This is a genomic window from Mesorhizobium sp. P3_A8, from assembly GCF_056402995.1.
The window spans coordinates 52,994-74,295 of the sequence record NZ_JBFUGI010000016.1 but is presented as its reverse complement, the minus strand read 5'-3'; the positions used below and the strand labels follow the sequence as shown (position 1 = coordinate 74,295).

Below are 21,302 nucleotides of genomic sequence, written 5' to 3'. Positions count from 1 at the left end.
GCTCCATTCACGGCAGCGACGGGCCGACCGGGCTCTGGTCCCGGTCATGCAGCGCTACCCAGGGAAGGGACGCTGCAATCGTCCAGAACTTGCTGCTGATCGCGCGGTTCCAAGCGTACTGAAAAAGGCGCACCGGCCGAGGCTTGGCCCGCCCATCCCGAAGCTCCAGCGCTCAATCCTAGCCCACCTGAAAATGTCTTGGAACCTCGGAGGGCGGACGACGTTGCGCCTTTTTCGAACAAAGGAGGTCGTCATGGACTGGAACCGCGTCGAAGGAAACTGGAAGCAGGTGAAGGGTAAGGTCAAGGAACAGTGGGGGAAACTCACTGACGATGATCTTGATCGCATCGCCGGTAAGCGCGATCAGCTCGAAGGCAGAATTCAGGAGCGTTACGGCATCGAAAAAGACCGCGCACGCCGCGATATCGATGACTGGTATAGCAGGCAAGGTTGGTAGGAACGCAACGAACAAGGCCCCCGGCCCCCCGGCGCCGGGGGCCTTCCTTGCGGCGTCAACCAGCCATGGAGCCTAGCTTTCAGGCAATCATCGATGGCATGCTGGAGGTAGGGGACCCGGGTGGGACATTGCGGGCGCTGAAGCCGCTCATTGCGGCCGATAATATGACACAGAGCGAGAATGCCAAGACTGAGTCCTAGCTCGCGATCGCGCGTGCCATGATACGCGCCAGCAAGCCGGTTTAGGCTGCAGGCTACGGTTTGCTGACCCAGCTTCATCGACGTCCGCGTCCATCTGATCGCCGACCGGCGCGGCCTTGCCGACATGCGATGCCGATCAAGCTGGCGCTGGCTCGCGCCAGCGCTTGCGCCGCGCAAGACTTACGCTTCCCTTGAGTTTTTGGCCGGCGCTGTTTCATTCAGCCTATCCTGACTTCGTCTCTGGGGCGATGCACGGCGTTTGGAAAGGCCCGCAACGAAAATGACCTCCACCCATGACGCTTGAGAAGCGCAATAGTTGCACCGGGTGCCCGCCAAACATGAGCGCGCATCTCGCGCCCGGCGCGGCGTCTATAGCGCACGGGCGAGACGGGAACTTCGTCCCGACAATCCCCTTGCGGGCACGGAAATGTGGTCGTGCAATTGCGTAAATTAACCCCAACCAACGAGCCCAAATCCTCGGGACGTCGCGCGGCCCGCTATCGCTGTCCGGGACAGCGTGGCCCGCGCCTCTAGGTCGGTCCGGCCGGACTGGTTATTGCCGTCCTCTGACCGCCTATCCGGGCCTTCGCCAGTGCCAGAAGATTTGGGTTGCCCTCCCCACGCTCCCCTGTTCTTGATGCTCTCCCCTCTCTGTAAAGCATCCGAGAACGAGCGCAGCGCCATGCGGGGTGCGATGGCTGAGGGTTCTTAAGCCCGGATCGATGGATCGAAAACCTCTGTGGCGCATTTAAGCTTCGGCTAATAATGGCCTCAGGAGAGAACCAATGAAGAAGACGCTGCTCATTTTGACTCTGCTCATTCCGCTCGCGGCATGCTCTCGCACCGAACAAGGCGCTGCTGTCGGTGGCTTGGGTGGCGCAGCTGTAGGCGCGGCAGTGGCCGGCGACCCGGTGAAGGGGGCGGTCGTTGGCGGCGCGGTTGGAGCACTAGCCGGAGCGGTCATCGGGCACGCCAGCGAAGCCGGCCAGTGCAGATATCAAGATCGGCACGGTCGAGTTTATATTGCGCAGTGCCCGGACGGCTACTGATCTCAAGGCGCGTGGTCTTGTCAGATCACGCGCCTTCTCGGGGTAGGACAAGTGAATGCCACATAAGATCAAGACAATGGGTTTCTGGTTTGCCGTTGTCATCGCTGCCGCGATAAACGTCGAACTTAGAACTGCGGTCTCGGCCGCGCCGGTGGAAGCAAAGACGGTTGCTGATCACTTCTCATCGATGAAGTCCATGTCCGGGGACTTCGTCCAGTCGGGTCCAAGAGCGGAAACGACCAGCGGCAGATTTTTCCTCCAACGGCCGGGCAAAATCCGGTTCATCTATGCTGGCCAATCGGGGATCAGTGTCATCGCAGACGGAACATCCGTGGTGCTCTATAACAAGAAGCTCAAGACTTCGCGGCTCTATGCCCTTTCGAAGACGCCGCTCAAGCTGCTGCTCGACAACCAGGTCGACTTCTCTGGCCGTCGCCTCAAAAGCATCAGGGACGATGGTGCACAGGTAATCATCAAGCTGGCTGACAAGTCGGCCTTCGGCAATTCCAACATCACCATGGTGTTTGACAGGAAATCTCTAGATCTGCGCAGATGGAGCATCACCGACGAGAGAGGCCTTACCACGACGGTCACCATATCCAACGTCAAGCAGGGCGTTCGGGCTCCCGCGGGCACCTTCACAATCGACTATGCGGCAAACCGTGAATTCAACACCCCAACGAAATAATCGGCACGCGAGCCGGCCTTCGAAGGACAAGCGCGATGACCATGCGCTACTGGGAGTCTACGCCGCTCTAGCATCGGATGGTTTTGTGTCCGCCTAGCGCGTGCATAGGCAGGGCATGCTACCGAACTGGTCACCTGCACGGCGACAACTGCCTCGAATGCGACTTCACGATTGACCGCCCGCCTGGCAATATTGGTGGTACGACGGTTAGGGACGTGCAGACCAATAAACCGACGGGTGTAATCCCGTCGGATTGGTCCTATACCACGCCCTTTATCGCCTATCGTCTGACGCCAAAAAAACTCAAGACCGCAAGGACGACAACGACGAGTCCGACAATGTAAATAATGCTGTTCATGTCCATCCGAATTTGCGGTCAAAGCACATTGCAGCTCTCGAGTATTTGGCGCCGCAGCAATTCCGGTAACCCTCGCGCTGTAATGAACACTTAGAACCTCCTAATGTTCCACCGGGATGATCGGTAGGATACGGCGATCACGCGTCAGGCAATCTCCAGACGTTCAAGCCTCTTCATCGTCGCGGTAGCTCGCCATCATCGCTCCCTCCCACCAGCGCCCCTCGGGGTCTTCGCGATAATTGGTAAGGATGGTCGCGACTTGTGAAGTCGCCGCGAGCACGGCGCGGAGGCAAGGGCGGGTGCCCGATATGAGGCGCGCTGACCTGCATCGGATCGTGATTATCTTTCAATCCGCGTCTTGACCCGCGAGTGCGCAAGGCAAGCCGCAGCGCTCTGGCGAGGTTTTCTTGCCCTCCGGCCCATGGCAAGTCGATGACGACTCCAAATACTTTTTCGACCGCTTTGAGGGGGGAATAGCGGTCCATCGTAAGCTGGACGCGGTTGGCAAGACGGTCGACGCTGTCCATCGACGCTGGCACGATACGGTTTCGCAGGCGTCGGTCGTCCCAGATCAGTAGATGTCAGTTATCCCTTTCGGCTTGGAAACGCCGAAGACCGAGCAGCAGAGCGGTCATCGTTGCGCTCGCGCACGCCACCGCCAAAAGCGTGATCACGCCTGCGGAGGGGGAAATTTGCTCTGATGGAATTGAAAAATGTTCTGCAGGCAAAGGACTATCAGCCAGCGCTTCCAAATCCGACCTGCTGCCGTGTCGAATGGAATAGGCGCGGGTGAACTCGGCGCCGAGGAGAAAAATTTCCGATGAGTAGTAAACCCATAGGAGGATGACGAGCAGCCCACCGGCAGCCCCATATGAGGAGGCGATCGCGCTGGTGCCTATATACCAGCCGATAAGCGACTTCCCGAGCGTAAACAGTGCAGCGGTCATAACAGCCCCGATCCCCACATCGCGCCATTCGAGTGTTCGATCGGGTAAAATCTTGTAGATTGCCGCGAACATCACTGAGATCAGGACAAACGAAACGACTGCGTTGATCGCTCCGAGGACGATTGTGCCAAACGGCAGCTGAGCGTTGATGATGTTTCCCAACGCCGAAATCGCTGCGCTAGCGACCAGAGACACGAGCAACATGAAACCGAGGGCAGCGACCAAACCCAGACTTGCGGCACGCGCCCGCACCAGACGCGACAACGAACTTCCCTGAGGTTCGACCTTCCATATCGTGTTCAGCGATTGCTGCATTTCGCCAAAAACCCCCGACGCGGCCACCAACAAAGTGATTACTCCGATAACTGCGGCCCAGGTTCCGGATAATTTACTCGAGGCACTCTGCAGGGCGGTCTGTAGGAGATCGGCACTTTCTGGCCCCATCAGTCCGGAAATCTGAGCAGACAAGGCCAATTGTGCAGCATCCCGACCGAAAACGAGACCAGCAATGGCGACCACGATCAGCAAAATTGGAGCCAGGGAGGTGGTGGCGTAAAAAGCCATCGCCGCGCCATGGCTAAGAGCATTGTCGTTGACAAACCCGACTGCGCTCTCTTTGACCAACTCCCATATATTTGTGATCAAGGATCGCATTTTAAGTCAGTCGCCTCCGATCAAGTTCAATTGAAATGCGCCATAACTTCCGATGTTCCAGCCGAGTGGCGCCCCTCTGCTGATTTGCGAGCCGGGTCGGAACTCTTCAGTGAAGACACTCAGCCTTCAGGCTAGTCTAGGCAGCGGGCAGGTTGCCCGGATGGCGACCACGAACGGCACTGGCATGTCGCCCAAGAAGAGATTGATTGCGAGGCTGCCCTTCCGACACATCAGACGGCGCATTTCGGGAACGCACGAGGTTGCGCTTTCCGGCGTCCTGACCGTGGAGGCACTCGCGATGCCTACAGGGATAGCCCCGGGCAGACGGCTCCGGATCTGATTGATCGACTGGGCAACGACCGCGCCGCGATCGAATTAACAGCGCGGAGTAGTCGGGAACTTGAATATCAGCAAGTAGGAAATCCGCGCCGCTCGCTGCCAACCGGGATTCCTATCCGCTAACCTATCCTGATCTTTTGAGGCTCTGCATTGGCAAGAGCGAGGAAAATGCTGTCGAGCAGATCCTTGTCGCGGAACGGCTTGGCGAGCAGCGGCACGTCCGTTGGCCGATCGGCGATCTCTTCCGCATCGGCATAGCCCGTGATCATAACCGCAGGCCAATCGGAACGCAGCGTGCGCGCGAAACGGATGACGTCCACCCCTGATACAAGTGGCATGGCAAAGTCGGTAACGATCACGTCGAAATTGTCGGGAGCGCGTTCGATCATCGCCAGCGCCTCCGCCCCTCCCCCCGCGCAAGTCACCTCGAAACCGCGTTGGCGTAGCGACTCGGCCGTAAGTTGCCGCAAGATGTTGCTGTCATCGATCAAAAGAATCGACGGTCGATCCGTGCGGGCGTCTAGAAGCACCTGCCCGAGGTCGGCTTCCATCAAGCGAGTGGCTGGTTCTTCGACCGAGCGTGGGAGCCACAGTTGCATGGCTGTTCCACGATCAACGACGCTTTCGATGCGCAGCGTACCACCGGACTGCTTCATAAAGCCGTAGACGGTGCTGAGACCGAGCCCGGTTCCTTTTCCTACGGGCTTTGTGGTGAAAAAAGGCTCGATGACCTTGGCGAGAATATCCGGTGCGATGCCGGAGCCCGTATCTCTGACTGTCACAACAACATAGTCACCCGCCGGAACGTCTTCCGATCGGTTTAAAACTGAACGGTTTTGCGCATTAATCGTTATCGTACCCCCGGAAGGCATGGCGTCGCGCGCATTAAAGACAAGATTCATCAAGGCGAGTTCAAGCTGTCCGGCGTCGACATGCACCGACCATACCGTGTCGTCAATTTGCCAATCGAAGCGGATCAGCCCCCCTAAAACGGGGGCGACCAAACCGTTCATGGTGTCGCCAAGGGCCGCGAGCCTCACGGCTTCTGGTTTCAGCGTTTGTCGGCGCGAAAAGGCGAGCATTCGCGTCACGAGATCGGTACCCTGTTTGGCAGAACGCCGCAGAAGGTCGACAACCTGGCGCGCCTGATCATCCAGTATCCCGCGGCGTTCAAGCAATCCCAATCCGCTTAGAATAGCGGCGAGCAGATTGTTGAAATCATGGGCCAGGCCACCCGTCAGCTTGCCGATTGCGTCGAGGCGCTGTGATTGCAGCAACTGGTCCTCAAGGCCGCGCCGCTCGGTCACGTCAAGCAACGTGCCCAATATCTCCGGTTCGCCTCCGTCAGAACCGTTCGACATCACGCCTTGGTCAAGAAAGATGCGGTACTCGCCATTGGCGCACAGCCAGCGGAATTCGCAGGTATAGGAGCCCTTGGTTTTTGCCTCCAGCAGTGCCTGCTCCAACCGTGGGCGATCTTCAGGGTGAACCCGGCTCAGGCCGAAAGCCGGATTCGAGGTCAAGTCTTCAGGGGAAAAACCGGTCAGGCCCTCGACACCCTTGGTAACAAAGCGCGCCGCGAAGGGCGGCGTCGCTGCCCGCGCATGGAAACAGACCGGAAGCGAACTCAGGATGGCATCCTGGCGTTCCTCTGCGTTGCGAAGCGCCCGTTCTGCCACCAGTTTTTCGTTCTGCGCCTGGAGTGCCTGCGCCAGCAGCCCCTGCTCGGTCGCCGCCTTTCGCTGGATTTCCAGCGTCTTTTCGTGGAGCTCGACGAAAACCGCGACTTTCGAACGCAGCATAACCGGATCGAATGGCTTGAACACATAGTCGACCGCGCCGGCATCGTAGCCGCGCAGCATGTGGGCCTCTTCCTTGTTGATGGCGGAGAGGAAGATGATCGGCGTGCGCTTGGATTGCTCGCGCTGGCGGATAAGCGCAGCGGTCTCATAGCCGTCTATTCCGGGCATAAGGACATCCAGCAGGATGACGGCAAAGTCCTCTTTCAGCAGAAAACGCAGAGCCTTTTCCCCTGATTGGGCGCAAATGACGTCACCGGTCGAGGCAAGCACTTCGCTGATCGCCAGCAGGTTGCGCTCATCATCGTCCACGGCCAAGATCCGCGCTCTGGCCGGTCCTTCGGGCAATTGCACGACCTCAGGTTTTCTGACTTTGTTTCGCAAAAGCTTTTGCATGGACCGCCCGTCAGTTCACTGCCACGAGCATTTTCTCCGGTATCTCGACGCGAGACCGGGAACGACCAATCCAGACCCGAAGCAATGCCAGCAACAGATCAAGATCGACCGGCTTGGCGATGTAATCGGAAGCCCCGGCGTCCAGACATTTCTGCCGATCGCCCTTCATCGCCTTGGCAGTGACCGAAATCAGCGGGATGTGAGCGATCGCCGGCGTGCCGCGAATGCGCCGCATCGTCTCGTATCCGTCCATCTCCGGCATCATGATGTCGATCAAAGCGGCGTCGACATTGGGCGTCTGTTCCAGCAGCGCGATACCGTCGCGGCCGCGCTCGGCATGCAGAACCTGGATATCGTATGTCTCCAGGACACTGGTGAGCGAGTAGATGTTGCGGATGTCGTCATCGACGATGAGAACCTTCGCCCCCGCCAGATCGAACTTGCCGGTCGGTGCGGTTCCTGTTCCAACCTCCTCGCGTCCTTCTCCCGGCAGCGCCGCCGAGATATGAAGCGCCAGCTGTGCAAAATTTTCAGCCCGCGGCGCATTCGCGAGCGCCGGGTTCAACGCCAGCACCTGATCAAGCGCATCTGGATGTGGGGCAAAGAACAACAGCTGCGGCAAGGCTTCGCCGAACTGTGCATTGACCTCGTCTAGTGCTTGTGCGTTGTCCTTGGCCGAGCGCCCGAAACCGAGCACGACGGCATCATAAGAAGCCATGCCGATGTCGTCGGCGTTTGCCGCGAAACGGCCGACCGCAGTGACCGAGGTCACACCGTCGCGGATCGCTTCGACGAGCGATAGCCGGCGCTCCGGATCCGGGTCGGCGACCAGAACGCGCCGCTGAACGCGCAGCTTCTTTGAATGGATATCCTGAAACACCTTCATCAGTTCGTCAGAGGAAACAGGCTTGGTGGAAACACTGGACGCCCCCTTGCGGGCGAGACTGTCAATATCTTCAGCACCCGAGATGACGTGGACGGGAATTCCCTTCGTTTTCTGATCATGGCGCAACAGATCGAAAAGCACCCATCCATCGATATCGGAAAGCCCGAGATCGAGCGTAATGGCGTCGGGAACGAGTTTGCGAGCCAAGGCCAAGGTGCCGGATCCCGCATTAGACAGGACGCCTTTAAGACCCGCCGAGCGCGCGAGGCCAAGCAGCAGCCCGCCAAACGTCGGGTCGTCCTCGACGATCAGCACGACCCGGTCGGTCGGCGCGATGGTATCGCGGTCGTCGATCAGCTCTGCCGAAGGCGGATTGCCAAGAGATGCTGGTGCAGCCTCCGTCGGCGCAGGCAAGGTGGACTGTGCGGCCGCCACACGGGGGCCGGCGAACGGGATCACTAGCGTAAATGTCGAGCCCTTGCCCGGCGTGCTTTCGACGCGCAGCTCGCCGCCAAGCAAGCGCGCTATCTCCCGGCTGATCGAGAGGCCAAGCCCGGTGCCGCCATATTTTCGGCTGGTGGTGCCGTCGGCCTGCTGGAAAGCTTCGAAGATCAGTTTCTGCTTGTCTTCTGGAATGCCGATGCCCGTGTCGGTTACCGCGATCGCCAAGGCCTTCATGGCGTGCCCGGAGCCGTTGCGGCGGCTGGCCTTTTCGACTCGGAAATTCAAGCTGACCTCGCCCTCCGAGGTAAACTTGAATGCATTCGAAAGCAAATTGAGGACAATCTGCTGCAACCGCTTCTCGTCCGTTCGCACCGTCTCGGGAAGGGCAGGATCGACCTTGATGGTGAAGCCGAGGCCCTTGTCGGCGGCCAGTTGGCGGAATGTGCGCTCCATATGCTGGCGCAGATGCGTCACCGGCATATCGTTGATGTCAATGGAGACGGTTCCGGATTCGATCTTCGACAGGTCGAGGATATCGTTGATCAGGCTGAGAAGGTCGGTTCCGGCGGAGTTGATGGTGCGCGCGAACTCGACCTGCTTTTCATTGAGATTGCCCTGCTGGTTCGTGGCAAGCAGGTTTGAGAGAATGAGCAGCGAGTTGAGCGGTGTGCGCAATTCGTGGCTCATATTGGCCAGGAACTCGGACTTGTACTTCGACGTAAGCGCCAGCTGCTCGGCTTTCTCCTCCAGGGCACGCCGTGCCATCTCGATTTCGAGGTTCTTGTTTTCGACCTGCTTCTTTTCGTTTTCGAGCAACTGCGCCTTCTCCTGCAACTCCTCGTTCGTCGCATGTAGCTCTTCCTGCTTCTTGGTCAGTTCGGTCTGACGCGCCTGCAATTCCGAGGTCAGCAATTGGGATTGCTTGAGCAGGCCTTCGGTTCGCATCGTTGCCGCAATAGTGTTGAGAACGATGCCAACGGATTCCATCAGTTGGTTGAGAAACGACTGGTGCGTGTCACGGAACTCGCCGAACGAAGCCAGTTCGATGACCGCCTTGACCTCATCCTCGAACAAGGCGGGAAGGATGATGACATTGGCTGGCGAGGCGCTGCCGAGACCTGACGTGACGCGCAGAAATTCCGGCGGCACATTGTCGAGCATGATGGCGCGCTTGTCGGCGGCACTTTGCCCAACCAGGCCCTCGCGCAGGTCCAGGCGCTGCTTGATTGCGGCCTTGCTCTCGGCGCCGTAGGACGCCGCGAGCTCGAGATAGGATTCCTCTTCGTCGCGATTGGTGACGTAGAAGACCCCATATTGCGCGTTCACCAGAGGAGCGAGCTCGGACATGATCAGCCGTGACACCGTGGCAAGGTCGCGCTCACCCTGCAGCATGCGTGAAAAGCGGGCGAGATTGGTCTTCAACCAATCCTGCTCGGCATTTTTCAGCGTCTGGTCCTTCAGGTTGCGGATCATTTCGTTGATGTTGTCTTTGAGTGCGGCGACTTCGCCGGAGGCCTCGACACTAATCGACCGGGTCAGGTCGCCCTTGGTCACAGCTGTCGAAACCTCGGCAATGGCGCGCACCTGGGTGGTCAGGTTGGCGGCGAGCTGATTGACGTTGTCGGTCAGGTCGCGCCAAAGGCCGGCGGCGCCGGGCACACGCGCCTGACCACCGAGCTTGCCCTCGATGCCGACTTCACGCGCGACATTGGTCACCTGGTCGGCAAAGGTGGCGAGCGTCTCGATCATACCGTTGATGGTGTCGGCCAGCGAGGCGATCTCGCCCTTGGCGTCGACCGTCAGTTTGCGCTTGAGATTGCCTTGCGCGACGGCCGTCACGACGTCGGCGATGCCACGCACCTGATTGGTTAGGTTCGTCGCCATCAGGTTGACGTTGTCGGTCAGGTCCTTCCAGGTGCCGGCGACGCCTTCCACACGCGCCTGGCCGCCAAGCTTGCCCTCGGTGCCAACCTCGCGCGCCACGCGCGTCACCTCGCCAGCGAAGGAGTTGAGCTGGTCCACCATGGTGTTGATGGTAGACTTGAGCTCTAGGATCTCGCCCTTCACGTCGACAGTGATTTTCTTGGACAGATCGCCGCGCGCCACGGCGGTCGTCACTTCGGCGATGTTGCGCACCTGGCCGGTCAGGTTCTCGGCCATGGAGTTCACGTTGTCGGTCAAGTCCTTCCACGTGCCGGCAACGCCGCGCACCTGCGCCTGCCCGCCGAGCTTACCTTCGGTGCCGACCTCACGCGCCACACGCGTCACCTCCGAAGCGAAGGAATTGAGCTGGTCGACCATTGTGTTGATCGTGTCCTTCAACTCCAGAATCTCGCCACGAACATCGACGGTAATCTTCTTCGACAGATCGCCGAGCGCCACGGCGGTGGTTACCTCCGCGATGTTGCGCACCTGCCCGGTCAGATTTGCGGCCATGGCATTGACGTTGTCGGTCAAATCCTTCCAGGTGCCGGCGACGCCGCGCACCTGCGCCTGGCCGCCCAACTTGCCGTCGGAGCCGACCTCGCGCGCCACGCGCGTCACCTCCGAGGCGAACGAATTGAGCTGGTCCACCATCGTGTTGATGACGTCCTTGATCTGCAAGATCTCGCCCAGAGCATCGACCGTGATCTTCTGCGTCAAGTCGCCGGTCGCGATAGCCGTCGCTACCTTGGACACGTCGCGCAACTGCACGGTCAAATTGCCGGCCATGGCGTTGACGTTGTCGGTCAAATCCTTCCAAGTGCCGCCAACGCCTTCGACGTGAGCCTGTCCACCAAGCTTGCCTTCCGAGCCCACTTCGCGGGCCACACGCGTGACTTCCGAGGCGAACGAATTCAGCTGATCGACCATCGTGTTGACGGTGTCCTTGAGCTCCAGGATTTCGCCTTTGACGTCGACGGTGATTTTCTTCGACAGGTCGCCACGAGCCACGGCGGTCGTCACCTCGGCGATGTTGCGCACCTGCCCAGTCAGATTGGCAGCCATCAGATTGACGTTGTCGGTCAGATCCTTCCAGGTGCCGCCGACGCCCTTTACCTCGGCCTGTCCGCCGAGCTTGCCTTCGGTGCCTACCTCGCGCGCCACGCGCGTCACCTCCGAGGCGAACGAATTCAATTGATCAACCATCGTGTTGATGGTGTCTTTCAGCTCCAGGATTTCACCTTGCACCGCAACCGTGATTTTCTTCGACAGGTCGCCCGATGCGACCGCTGTCGTCACTTCGGCAATGTTGCGCACCTGGCCCGTAAGATTCTCTGCCATCGAGTTAACGTTGTCGGTGAGATCCTTCCACGTGCCGGCGACCCCGCGGACCTGTGCCTGGCCGCCGAGCTTGCCTTCCGTACCAACCTCGCGCGCCACGCGCGTCACCTCGCCGGCGAACGAATTGAGCTGATCGACCATCGTGTTGATTGTGGATTTCAGCTCGAGGATCTCGCCCTTCACATCGACTGTGATCTTCTTCGACAGGTCGCCCAGGGCCACCGCCGTCGTCACCTCGGCGATGTTGCGCACCTGGCCGGTAAGGTTCTCTGCCATGGAATTCACATTGTCGGTCAGATCCTTCCACGTGCCGCCTACGCCTTCGACCCGCGCCTGGCCRCCGAGCTTGCCTTCGGTGCCGACTTCGCGCGCCACGCGCGTCACTTCCGAAGCGAAAGAGTTGAGCTGGTCGACCATCGTGTTGATGGTGTTTTTCAGTTCGAGAATTTCGCCTTTCACATCGACCGTAATCTTCTTCGACAGATCGCCCGAGGCAACGGCCGTCGTCACCTCTGCGATGTTGCGCACCTGGCCGGTCAAGTTCGTCGCCATGGCGTTGACGTTGTCGGTCAGATCCTTCCACGTGCCGGCCACGCCTTTCACGCGCGCCTGACCACCGAGCTTGCCTTCAGTGCCAACCTCGCGCGCCACGCGTGTCACTTCCGACGCAAATGAAGCCAACTGGCCGACCATGGTGTTGACGATCTTACCGATACGCAGGAATTCGCCGCGCAGCGGCCGGCCATCGATCTCGACCATCATGGTCTGCGACAGGTCTCCCTTGGCCACGGCGCCAATGACACGAGCAACCTCAGCCGTTGGCTGCACCATGTCCTCGATCAGATCGTTGACAGACCGGACACTGGATTGCCAACTGCCGGTGGCGTTTCGAACGCGACCGCGTTCGCCTATCCGCCCATCCTTGCCAACGACCCTGCTGAGCCGCTCAAACTCGCGCGCCACCTGATCGTTCAGGTCGACGATTTCATTGAAGGTTTCTGCGATTTCGGAATCGAGACCTTCGTAAACGTTGTCGATGCGGATAGAAAAATCACCGCGCCGAAAGGCTTTGAGGGCATTCAGGATGCTTCGACGGTCCAACTGTCTTTTGGATGCCTGTACGGTCACAGCGCCCCCTCCCAATCTTGATGTTGGATAAAATTGCCCCTGCGGCCAAACGTTACATCCCGCCGCAAACCCCAAACGTCGAATTTTCAATTTTGTTCCATTGGCCAGTTGCAGGCAAATCCGCTGGAAGGTCGAAGGGCTTGATAACCTTCATGGCATCAACCACGGCGCGCGGCGCCGATGTAATGACGCCGCCGAGGGTGAGCGGCGCGACGATCGCAGGAGCAATCGGGGCAAAACGCGAACGGTGCCGGCGATCCCGCTCCGCCAGCGGGCGCTGTTAGCGCAAACCCGGTCTGCGCCGGCCTGTGCATAGGCCCGATGCCGCTTCATCGGAGGTGCCAGCTCGCACTTATGCCAGCCCGAAGCCTGGTACGGCGGCTTTGTACCGCAGCTCGCCCGCAGAAGCTGGCGCTTTTACGCGTGCGACAGCACGCCGACGTCTCAGCGAAAGTCGATCCCTTGATGTTTTCGGCGCAAGGACCCTAATGGCGGCGCGATGAACAAAATCGTCAGTCCACCTCAATAACCTTGCGGGCCAGCTTTTGCAGACGCGGCGACTTCGCTACCGCCACGGCTGCGGGCCGAGTACGAACAGTCGATGCCTCCAGCAGCTGCCTCTGTTCTCTAAGACGCGCTGTCTTGGCTTCCCTCGCGCGCCGCTCGGCTTCCAGCACCAGCTTACATTCACGATCGGCCCTCTCGATCTTTTCTCTGTCGATGCGTCGTGTTTTCAACGCAGCCTCCTCTCTCTGACGACCGGGGAAAGTGCGAACCGGACGAAAAGTTCCCAACAAAAAAAGCTCGGATCGGCCTCAAATGATATTGACGGGCAGCCCGCAGGTTACAGGTCACCTGCGAGGCCCTGAAGCAATCCTAAACCGACACCGGAGGTCTGAACGGCACTAGGCGGACATCGCGGTTAGGCTGGCATCAGTCGATCCCAGGGCAGCGACTGAACCAAAGGCTCCGATGGAGCTTCCTGCCAGAACGGCATGGAGCCGACTAGAGGTGGGATGAGATGGGCAGGTTTGGCAAGTTATTCTCAGGTCTTGCCGGCAGAGGGACGGGCAACAAAGAGCAGACTGGCGATATGAAGGCGGATTTTGACGGCCGTCTTGTGCAGGTGCTTTCCGCGTCGCGCCCGAAATCGCGGCGCCAACGATGAACGACGGATTCAACCGCTCGCTACTTCGAAGAATTCCTCCGACTCGCCGCTTTGCAAGCTCGTGCTCTCTATTGTCTTAGTCGCCCGGACTCGACCATATGCAAAGTCGTCAATCGGAGACGTTGTCCTGCGATGCATTCACTTTACGACAATCAGAATACCCGCAGCGTCATAGCGGTTGACGGCGCAGTCCCCAACAGCCCTTCGTTCGTCAGTGCGGCGGCAACTCCTTCGAGTCTGAACCTACTCCAATCTTCTGGCATGCGGGAAACCAGGCCAAGGCCCATCGACACCACGAAAGGGTGGACAAGCCGCGTTCGAGGCCGCCGAGCGCAAAAGGTTAGAATTAGACGGTCAACACTAGTTGCAGGCCACGCGCCAAACTCATGGTTTCAATATCTGGTAGAACGTGCACTGGTTTGGGTTCTTGTCAGGACGCCATCTAAGCAGTTTCGTGCCATGTCGAAAGCGATCGCCGGTGACGTGATCGAACCGGACTTCCACCACCAGTTCGGGCTTCAACGGCTCCCACTCCCCGCTCCTCTCAGTACTCCAACGGCTCGGTCCGCCCGGCGCTTTGCCTGTAAAGCCTGGAGGAGATCGCAAGGCTTCGAGCTGTCGGGTTAGCGCTGATCGATCCTCCCGCGCGAGGGTCGACGTAAATCCCACATGGTCGAGCTTGCCTCGGTCGTTGTAGAGCCCAAGCAACAACGAACCGACCTCGCGCGCTCCCGCCAAGTAGCGAAAGCCACCGACCACGCAATCGGCTGTGCGCAGCCGCTTGACCTTGACCATGGCGCGCTCGCCGGGCCGATATTCGCCTTCGACAAGCTTAGCGACGACGCCGTCTGTCGATCCGTGACCGGATTCGCCAAGCCATTCGGTTGCCGTCGTCAAATCCCGAGTACAAGGCGACAATTCGAGATCGGCATGTCCCGCTGCCTTGACGAACGCATCCAACGCCGCGCGCCGCGCAGACAGCGGTTGATGCATCAGGATGGCATGCGGACTTGCCAGCATATCGAACAGGATCAGCTTGGCCGGTGTTTCGACAGACAGTTTCCGAATTCTGCTTTCGGCTGGATGCAACCGCATTTGCAGCGCATCGAAAGAGAAAGAGCCGTCAATGTCGATGACGATCTCGCCATCGACCACGAAGTCTTTGGCCTTGAGGTCACGCAACATCGCGACGACTTCCGGAAAATAACGGCCGAGCGGTTTGCCAGACTTTGCTCGCAAGTCCACCGCATCGCCGGCTTTGAACGCCAGGCAGCGAAAGCCGTCCCATTTGGTTTCGTACTGCCATTGGCCAGCGTTATCCGGCAACGTGTCGGCCGACTTCGCCTCCATTGGCTCGGTGTCCAATGGAACGCCAAAAGACGGTTTTGCAGCTTTCGTTGTCATGCCGCTAGCTTTGCAGAACCGAGCCGTTTGATCGCGGTGCTGATCGGCCTTTCGCCATCGTCGTAGTCGGACCAGGCCACTGTGTTCTTTAGCAACCCTGGTACAGTTCGGACTGTGTATTTTTTCGGGTCGAGATCCGCCTTCACTTGGCCCCATGTCAGCGGCATCGAAACAGTCGCTCCTTCCCTGGCGCGCGGTGACAGCGGAGCGACGGCCGTCGCCATGCGATCATTGCGGAGATAGTCGAGAAAGATCCGGGATGTCCGCAGCTTCTTGGCCATGTTGACGAGGTATAGGTCTGGACGGTCGGCAGCCATCTGCATGCAGACAGCCTTGGCGAAGGCCTTTGCCTCGGGCCATGTCGTCTTGCTGCGCTGGCCGGCCAGCGGCGTGACGACGTGCAGTCCCTTTCCGCCGGTCGTCTTGCAAAAGCTGACCAAGCCCAAATCCTCGAGGCGATCGCGCATCTCCTTGGCGGCCGCGACCACCTCGGCAAAGCGAACTTCCGGGCCAGGGTCAAGATCGAAGACAAGTCGGCCGGGTACTTCTGGGTGATCCGCCTGGCAGTTCCAAGGGTGCAACTCCAGGCCGCCGATCTGCGCGATCGCAGCAAGGCCTTCGACGCGATCGATCTGAAGATACGGTTTGTGGTCCCCGAAGACTTTCACCAGTTCCAGCAGGTTGGACGTGCCTGGCATGGCGTGGCGCTGGAAGAACTGCTCGCCGGCGTAACCGTCCGGCGCGCGCACCAGCGAACACGGGCGGCCCTTGAGATGTTTGATCATCCAGGGACCAACGGCCTCAAAATATTCGGCGAGGTCGAGCTTGGTGACCGTCTGGCCACCATCGCCGGCATTCGGCCACAGCGGCTTGTCAGGTTTTGAGATGATAACGCCCATGACGATCGGGGTTTTCCCCGTCCGGCCAGATGCCATGGCAGGTTGGGCGATCTGCGTGTCCTGAGGATCAGCGGGACGCTCGGCCTCTACCTCCTTTGCCGGCTTGTCGTCGCGCAAGCCCTTGAAAGCGGCCTGCCTGACATTGCCGCCACCCGTCCAGCCCGCGAATTCGATTTCTGCCACCAGTTCCGGCTTCGTCCAAAAGACGGTCTCATCCTTTTTCGGTGCGCCATCGCCGGTAAACGGGGACTTGGCGGCCTTCATTTCCTTCAGCCGCGGTAGCAACTGTTTGACCTTTGCTTCGCTGTATCCGGTTCCAACACGGCCGATATAGGCGAAGTGTTCGCCACGATTGACGCCGACGAGCAAAGAGCGGAACTTTCCGTTGGTGGTCGACCAGCCGCCGATCACAACTTCATGTCCAGCGCGGCATTTTGATTTTGCCCAGGTGTCGGTTCTGCCTGAGACATAGGCGGCGTCGGCTTTTTTGGAGATGATGCCTTCGAGGGACAGGCGGCAGGCGGAACGCAGCACCGCGTCGCCGCCATTGTTGAAGTGCTCGACATAGCGGATGAGGTTCTCCTCACCACGATCGACCCCTCCGAGCATCTGGTTCAGCCGCTCCTTACGCTCCGAGAGTGCCAACTTTCGCAGATCGACACCGTCGGCAAACAACAGATCGAACGCAAAGAAGATCAAATCCTTTGTCCGGCGCTCCGACAGTGCGGCCTGCAACGCGGCAAAGTCCGGCGCGCCATTTTTGCCGAGGGCGACGATCTCGCCGTCGACGATGACGTTGGGAAGGCGCGCCGCCTCTTTCGCGATCGAGCCAAACTTCTCGGTCCAGTCGAGGCCCTTTCGGGTCCTCAGCGTAGCGGCGCCTTCTTCGACGCGTAGCTGGACGCGATAGCCATCGAACTTGATTTCGTGAACCCAACTGGTTCCCGCCGGCGGACGCGAAAGTGTCGCGCAGAGCTGCGGTGAGATGAAATCGGGCATCTTCGCCGTCGAGCCACGAGCAGCTCGTTTCGAAGTGGGCGAGGGCTTTGGCGATGCCTTCAACGACTTGGCGCGCTCTTCGGCAGCGTGGCCGCAATTGCTGTGCCACACCGCGCCGGCATCGGCCGTCGCTGAGCCTTGCAGCATAAACGGCTTCGGGCCGGCTCCCTTTCCGGCAGCAATCTTTTCCATGCTCCGGCCCGAAGCTACGGAGCGGTCCTGTGCCAGCACCGCGTCGCCGTTACCGTCCGTGGCATATTTGTCGCGATGTTTGATCAGCAGCCAGTTGGTCCGCTTCCCGCCATTGCGGTCATGCTTCATACGCACAAGAACAAAACTTCCGCGCAGGCGCTTGCCGTCGAGCGTGAACTTCAGATCGCCCTTTGCCAAGGCCTCTTCGGGCGACATGGCGCCTTCCGGCTCCCAATAGCCGCGATCCCACAGCTGCACGGTGCCGCCGCCATACTGTCCCTTGGGGATCGTGCCCTCGAAGTCGCCGTACTCCAGCGGATGGTCCTCAACTTCAACTGCCAGCCGTTTATCCTGCGGATCAAGGGACGGACCTTTGGTGACGGCCCACGACTTGAAGACACCCTCCAACTCTAGGCGCAGGTCATAGTGAAGCCGCGTCGCATCATGTTTCTGGATCACAAACCGAAGCCGGGTCGATTTCGCGATCGAGCGTTCGCCGCTGGGCTCTTTCGTCTTCGTGAAATCCCGTTTGGCCCGATAGGTGGAAAGCTCGCCCTTTGTCATGGAAATGCCCCGGCTGATGACGCAACGCGCGACTCAACGCAGTGAGCGAGGTTTGGTTCGGTGAACGCTACGATGACCCCGCCGCTGCGTTTTCCGCTTGAGAGAAATTGTGGCATCGCCGCCCTCCTCACCAGACATATGGTTGGCGCTTGCGACACCGTCGTTCCTCCCGCCTTTGTGGCGGCTAACCAAAAGGCGTCAATGGGATTTGTACAGATCTGCCCAGCGGAAGGCCGGCCAGTTAAGACACTGACCGGCTTTCGTGAGCAGATTACTCGGCTGCGTGCAGATTGATCTTGCTTTCTGCAATCTCGCTTAGCTTGCGATCGGTCGCCTGTTCTTCCTTCAGGTTCTTGGCCAGAACGTTGGCGCAATCGCTGCGGCCGAGCTGCTTGGCCCAGGCGATGAGCGTTCCATAGCGGGTCATCTCGTAGTGCTCGACCGCCTGTGCCGAGGCAATCAGCGCGGCATCGAGGACGTCCTTGTCATCAACGTCGCCGCTCACGTCGTCGGCTTCTTCAAGTATGCCGTCGATTGCCGGGCAGTTGATTTGCTTTGCCTTAACGCCATGACGCTCGAATACCTCCTCGACACGCTCTATATGGACCCTGGTCTGGTCGAGGTGTTTTTCAAAGCCGGCCTTCAACTGCGGATCGGTTGCTTGTCGATCATCTTCGGCAGCGCCTTCTCGATCTGCTTTTCGGCGTAATAGATATCGCGCAGTGTGTGCACGAAGAGGTCGTCAAGTGTCTTGATGTTCTTCGAGAAGAAGCCCATCGCCTTTTCCTTTCACTACATTCGGTTGAATTCGGCGGCGGATGTATCCGCGACCCGATGATGGCCAGACTGGTCCCGGCTTGGCTGCTCAACGTGCCGTTACCGGTGAGGTTCCTAACTTTCTGGGGCCCTCGTTAGCGTGCTGCGCGTGTTCCATGGGAGCCTTTGTCTTCATCATTCGTTCTTGTTATGCGCGGGCTGGGACCAGGAAGGCTGGCAAATGTATTTTATGGCATTAGCGACGGATTATGACGGCACACTGGCCCCATGACGGGATCGTCTCGAAGAAGACCCTCGCCGCGCTGGAGCGGTTCAAGAAAACCGGCCGCAAGCTGATCCTCGTCACCGGACGTGAACTGCCCGACCTCAAGCGTGTCTTTCCCGAGGTCGGTTTGTTCGACAAGGTCATCGCGGAGAATGGCGCGCTGATCTATACGCCGGCCAGCGAGGAAGAGCGCACGATCTCGGCTGCACCAGATCCCAAATTCGTCGCCAAGCTGAAGAAACACGGCGTAAAGCCGCTTTCGATCGGACGCTCGATCGTCGCGACCTGGGAGCCTCACCAAGCTACGGCGCTAGACGTCATCAAGGAGATGGGACTGGGGCTGGAAATCATCTTCAACAAGGGTGCGGTGATGATCCTGCCGAGCGGCATCAACAAGGCCACCGGACTTGCTGCTGCGCTCCAGGACCTCCGGCTTTCATCGCACAATGTGGCCGGGGTCGGCGACGCTGAAAATGACCATGCCTTCCTGCAGGCCTGCGGCTGCAGCGTGGCTGTCGACAATGCAATTCCTGCCGTCAAGACCACCGCGGACCTGGTCATGCGGGGCGCCCGGGGGAAAGGTGTGGAGCAATTGATCGACAAGCTGATCAAGCGCGATCATGACATCGTGCCGAGGCGCCACGACGGCGTCGTTCTAGGATCGGCGGGCGGCGATGACATCTATCTGTCGCCAACCGACACCATCCTCATCGCTGGCAGTTCCGGCATCGGCAAATCCACCTTGGCCACCGCGCTGACGGAACGCTTCGTCGAGAGCGGTTTCCAGTTCTGCATCTTCGATCCGGAAGGTGATTATGACGGTCTCTTAGGCGCCGTGCGGCTCGGAGATGGCTCGACTCCGCCGACGAAAGCGCAAGTGCTGGATTTGATCCCGAAAGCGGACAGCAATGTCGCCATCAATGGACTGGCATTGCGCGTCGATGAGCGGCCGGATTTCTTTGCCGATCTGCTGCCCGGTCTTAGCAATTTCCGCCGCCGCACGGCCAGGCCGCATTGGCTCGTCATTGACGAAGCGCACCACCTTCTGCCCAAGCGACGCGATGACACCCGCGCGGTCCTGTCACTGGAGTTGCCGGGCACGATCCTGATCACTGTTCACCCTGAGGCCCTCTCAACCGATGCCCTGCGGCTGGTGACCGCCATTATCGCGCTCGGTCCCCAGGCTAAGGATGTGGTGAAGTCGTTTTGCCACGAGACGGGCATCGACCAACCGAAAGACATCCCAACGCCGAAAGGAGCGCGGGTGCTGTTCTGGCGACCGCACGCACGCAAGAAAATCACCACCGTCAAGGTGATCGAACCGCGCCAATCCCTCAAACGGCACAGCCGCAAATACGCCGAGGGGCAACTCGACGAGGCGGGCAGCTTCTACTTCCACGGCCCCGACAATGCGATGAACCTCAGAGCCCACAATCTGATGATTTTCGCCCAGATCGCGGAAGGCATAGACGACAAGACATGGGAGTTTCATTTGCGCGCCAGCGACTACTCCCAATGGTTCCGTCATCAGATCCGCGACAAGGATCTCGCTCGCGAAACCGCAGAGACGGAAAAGGATAAGAAACTCTCAGCCGTCGAGAGCCGCAAGCTCGTTATCGATGCCGTACGGCGCCGCTACACGGCGCCCGCGACGGCTCCCGATGAATAGCCTGCAAGGAGGGGCAATTTAGCCCAAATCGCCCTGCTGCTAGCTCGCCAAAGCATTAGCCGCGATCATCACTGGAACCTGAGCGCCAGCAATGACGTTCAAATCCTGCTAAAGAGGAGAAAGCGCCATGCCACGAGGCGACAAATCCAAATACACTGACAAGCAGGAACGCAAAGCCGACCACATCGCCGAAGGCTACGAAAAGCGTGGAGTTTCCGACAAGGAGGCCGAGCGGCGCGCATGGGCGACTGTCAACAAGGATGATGGCGGCGGCAAGAAAGCTGGCGGCTCCGGGCGCGGCAAGGACACCGGCCACCCGGCAGCCCACAAGGGTGGCGAGAAGGGCGGCAAGGCATCGGCCTCGCGCCCTGCCGCGAGCCGTTCGGAGGCGGCCAAGAAAGCGGCGGCGACGCGTAAGCGGAATGCCGAGCACCGTGCCCATTGAGACGCTTGTCGCTTGGAAAACAACAATGAAAGCTTGGCGCTCAACGAGAGCGGGGGAGCAACGGACGTTCGTCATCGTGCTCGATCCCGGCGAAGAGGCATTCGGCCCGTTGACCGCTCGCGGCCGATCAGAAGGTTGACGAGCTTTATTGGCAGCCATCGGCGCTTTTCGAGCTAGAACCGAAAAACGAACGGAAATTTGATCAATGAAGTGCGAGGTGCTGAGCGCGATTGGCGATGTTGGGCTGGGCGATACGGAGGCGGGCATTTGCCTGAAGGCATCGTTCGATCGACTCTGGAAGTAACGTTCGA

At 59.5% G+C, this 21,302-nt stretch carries 11 protein-coding genes and 2 pseudogenes; 6 read left to right on the top strand and 7 right to left on the bottom strand.

The features are described 5' to 3' along the window. Positions 1 to 253: 253 nt before the first annotated feature. The 3 genes from AC1DX4_RS30295 to AC1DX4_RS30285 all read left to right on the top strand — a co-directional run bounded on the left by AC1DX4_RS30295 (position 254) and on the right by AC1DX4_RS30285 (position 2,394). Entirely contained in the window at positions 254 to 457 is a 204-nt protein-coding gene (locus tag AC1DX4_RS30295) for a CsbD family protein (RefSeq protein WP_477223813.1), read from the top strand. Between the two features lie 985 nt (positions 458 to 1,442). Next, positions 1,443 to 1,706 (top strand): YMGG-like glycine zipper-containing protein, encoded by a 264-nt coding sequence (locus tag AC1DX4_RS30290; RefSeq protein WP_477223812.1) that lies wholly within the window; start codon positions 1,443 to 1,445, stop codon positions 1,704 to 1,706. Between the two features lie 55 nt (positions 1,707 to 1,761). Next, the gene (locus AC1DX4_RS30285) at positions 1,762 to 2,394 is read left to right on the top strand and encodes a LolA family protein (RefSeq protein ID WP_477223811.1); all 633 of its coding nucleotides are present in this window, start codon (positions 1,762 to 1,764) and stop codon (positions 2,392 to 2,394) included. Positions 2,395 to 3,333: 939 nt separating this feature from the next. Here the strand turns inward: AC1DX4_RS30285 and AC1DX4_RS30280 are convergent. The 3 genes from AC1DX4_RS30280 to AC1DX4_RS30270 form a co-directional block, all read right to left on the bottom strand. Beyond that, a complete protein-coding gene (locus AC1DX4_RS30280; protein ID WP_477223810.1) occupies positions 3,334 to 4,353 on the bottom strand; it encodes a YihY/virulence factor BrkB family protein in 1,020 nt (339 codons plus the stop codon). A 458-nt stretch (positions 4,354 to 4,811) separates the two neighbouring features. After that, complete coding sequence (locus AC1DX4_RS30275; protein ID WP_477223809.1) at positions 4,812 to 6,887, bottom strand: response regulator; 2,076 nt, start codon at positions 6,885 to 6,887, stop codon at positions 4,812 to 4,814. A 10-nt stretch (positions 6,888 to 6,897) separates the two neighbouring features. Beyond that, positions 6,898 to 12,312: a HAMP domain-containing protein gene (locus tag AC1DX4_RS30270; protein ID WP_477223808.1), complete on the bottom strand. Its 5,415-nt coding sequence runs from the start codon at positions 12,310 to 12,312 to the stop codon at positions 6,898 to 6,900. 36 nt (positions 12,313 to 12,348) lie between these two features. Between AC1DX4_RS30270 and AC1DX4_RS30265 the strand changes: the two genes are divergently transcribed. Then, entirely contained in the window at positions 12,349 to 12,630 is a 282-nt protein-coding gene (locus tag AC1DX4_RS30265; RefSeq protein ID WP_477223807.1) for a hypothetical protein, read from the top strand. A 491-nt stretch (positions 12,631 to 13,121) separates the two neighbouring features. Here the strand turns inward: AC1DX4_RS30265 and AC1DX4_RS30260 are convergent, their stop codons facing one another. The 4 genes and pseudogenes from AC1DX4_RS30260 to AC1DX4_RS30245 all read right to left on the bottom strand — a co-directional run bounded on the left by AC1DX4_RS30260 (position 13,122) and on the right by AC1DX4_RS30245 (position 18,612). Next, positions 13,122 to 13,346 carry a hypothetical protein gene (locus tag AC1DX4_RS30260; protein ID WP_477223806.1) on the bottom strand — a complete coding sequence of 75 codons (225 nt, stop codon included), beginning with the start codon at positions 13,344 to 13,346 and terminating at the stop codon, positions 13,122 to 13,124. A gap of 815 nt (positions 13,347 to 14,161) precedes the next feature. Continuing rightward, entirely contained in the window at positions 14,162 to 15,181 is a 1,020-nt protein-coding gene (locus tag AC1DX4_RS30255) for an ATP-dependent DNA ligase (protein WP_477223805.1), read from the bottom strand. After that, positions 15,178 to 17,835, bottom strand: a complete 2,658-nt coding sequence (ligD, locus tag AC1DX4_RS30250; RefSeq protein ID WP_477223804.1) for a DNA ligase D — start codon at positions 17,833 to 17,835, stop codon at positions 15,178 to 15,180. Before ligD ends, AC1DX4_RS30255 begins: the two co-directional genes overlap by 4 nt. 271 nt (positions 17,836 to 18,106) lie before the next feature. Continuing rightward, positions 18,107 to 18,612, bottom strand: a pseudogene (locus tag AC1DX4_RS30245) (YciE/YciF ferroxidase family protein). 220 nt (positions 18,613 to 18,832) lie between these two features. Between AC1DX4_RS30245 and AC1DX4_RS30240 the strand changes: the two are divergent. Beyond that, positions 18,833 to 20,546: pseudogene (locus AC1DX4_RS30240) on the top strand (HAD family hydrolase). Between the two features lie 127 nt (positions 20,547 to 20,673). Continuing rightward, entirely contained in the window at positions 20,674 to 20,991 is a 318-nt protein-coding gene (locus tag AC1DX4_RS30235) for a plasmid stabilization protein (protein ID WP_477223803.1), read from the top strand. The last annotated feature ends 311 nt before the right edge of the window (positions 20,992 to 21,302 follow it).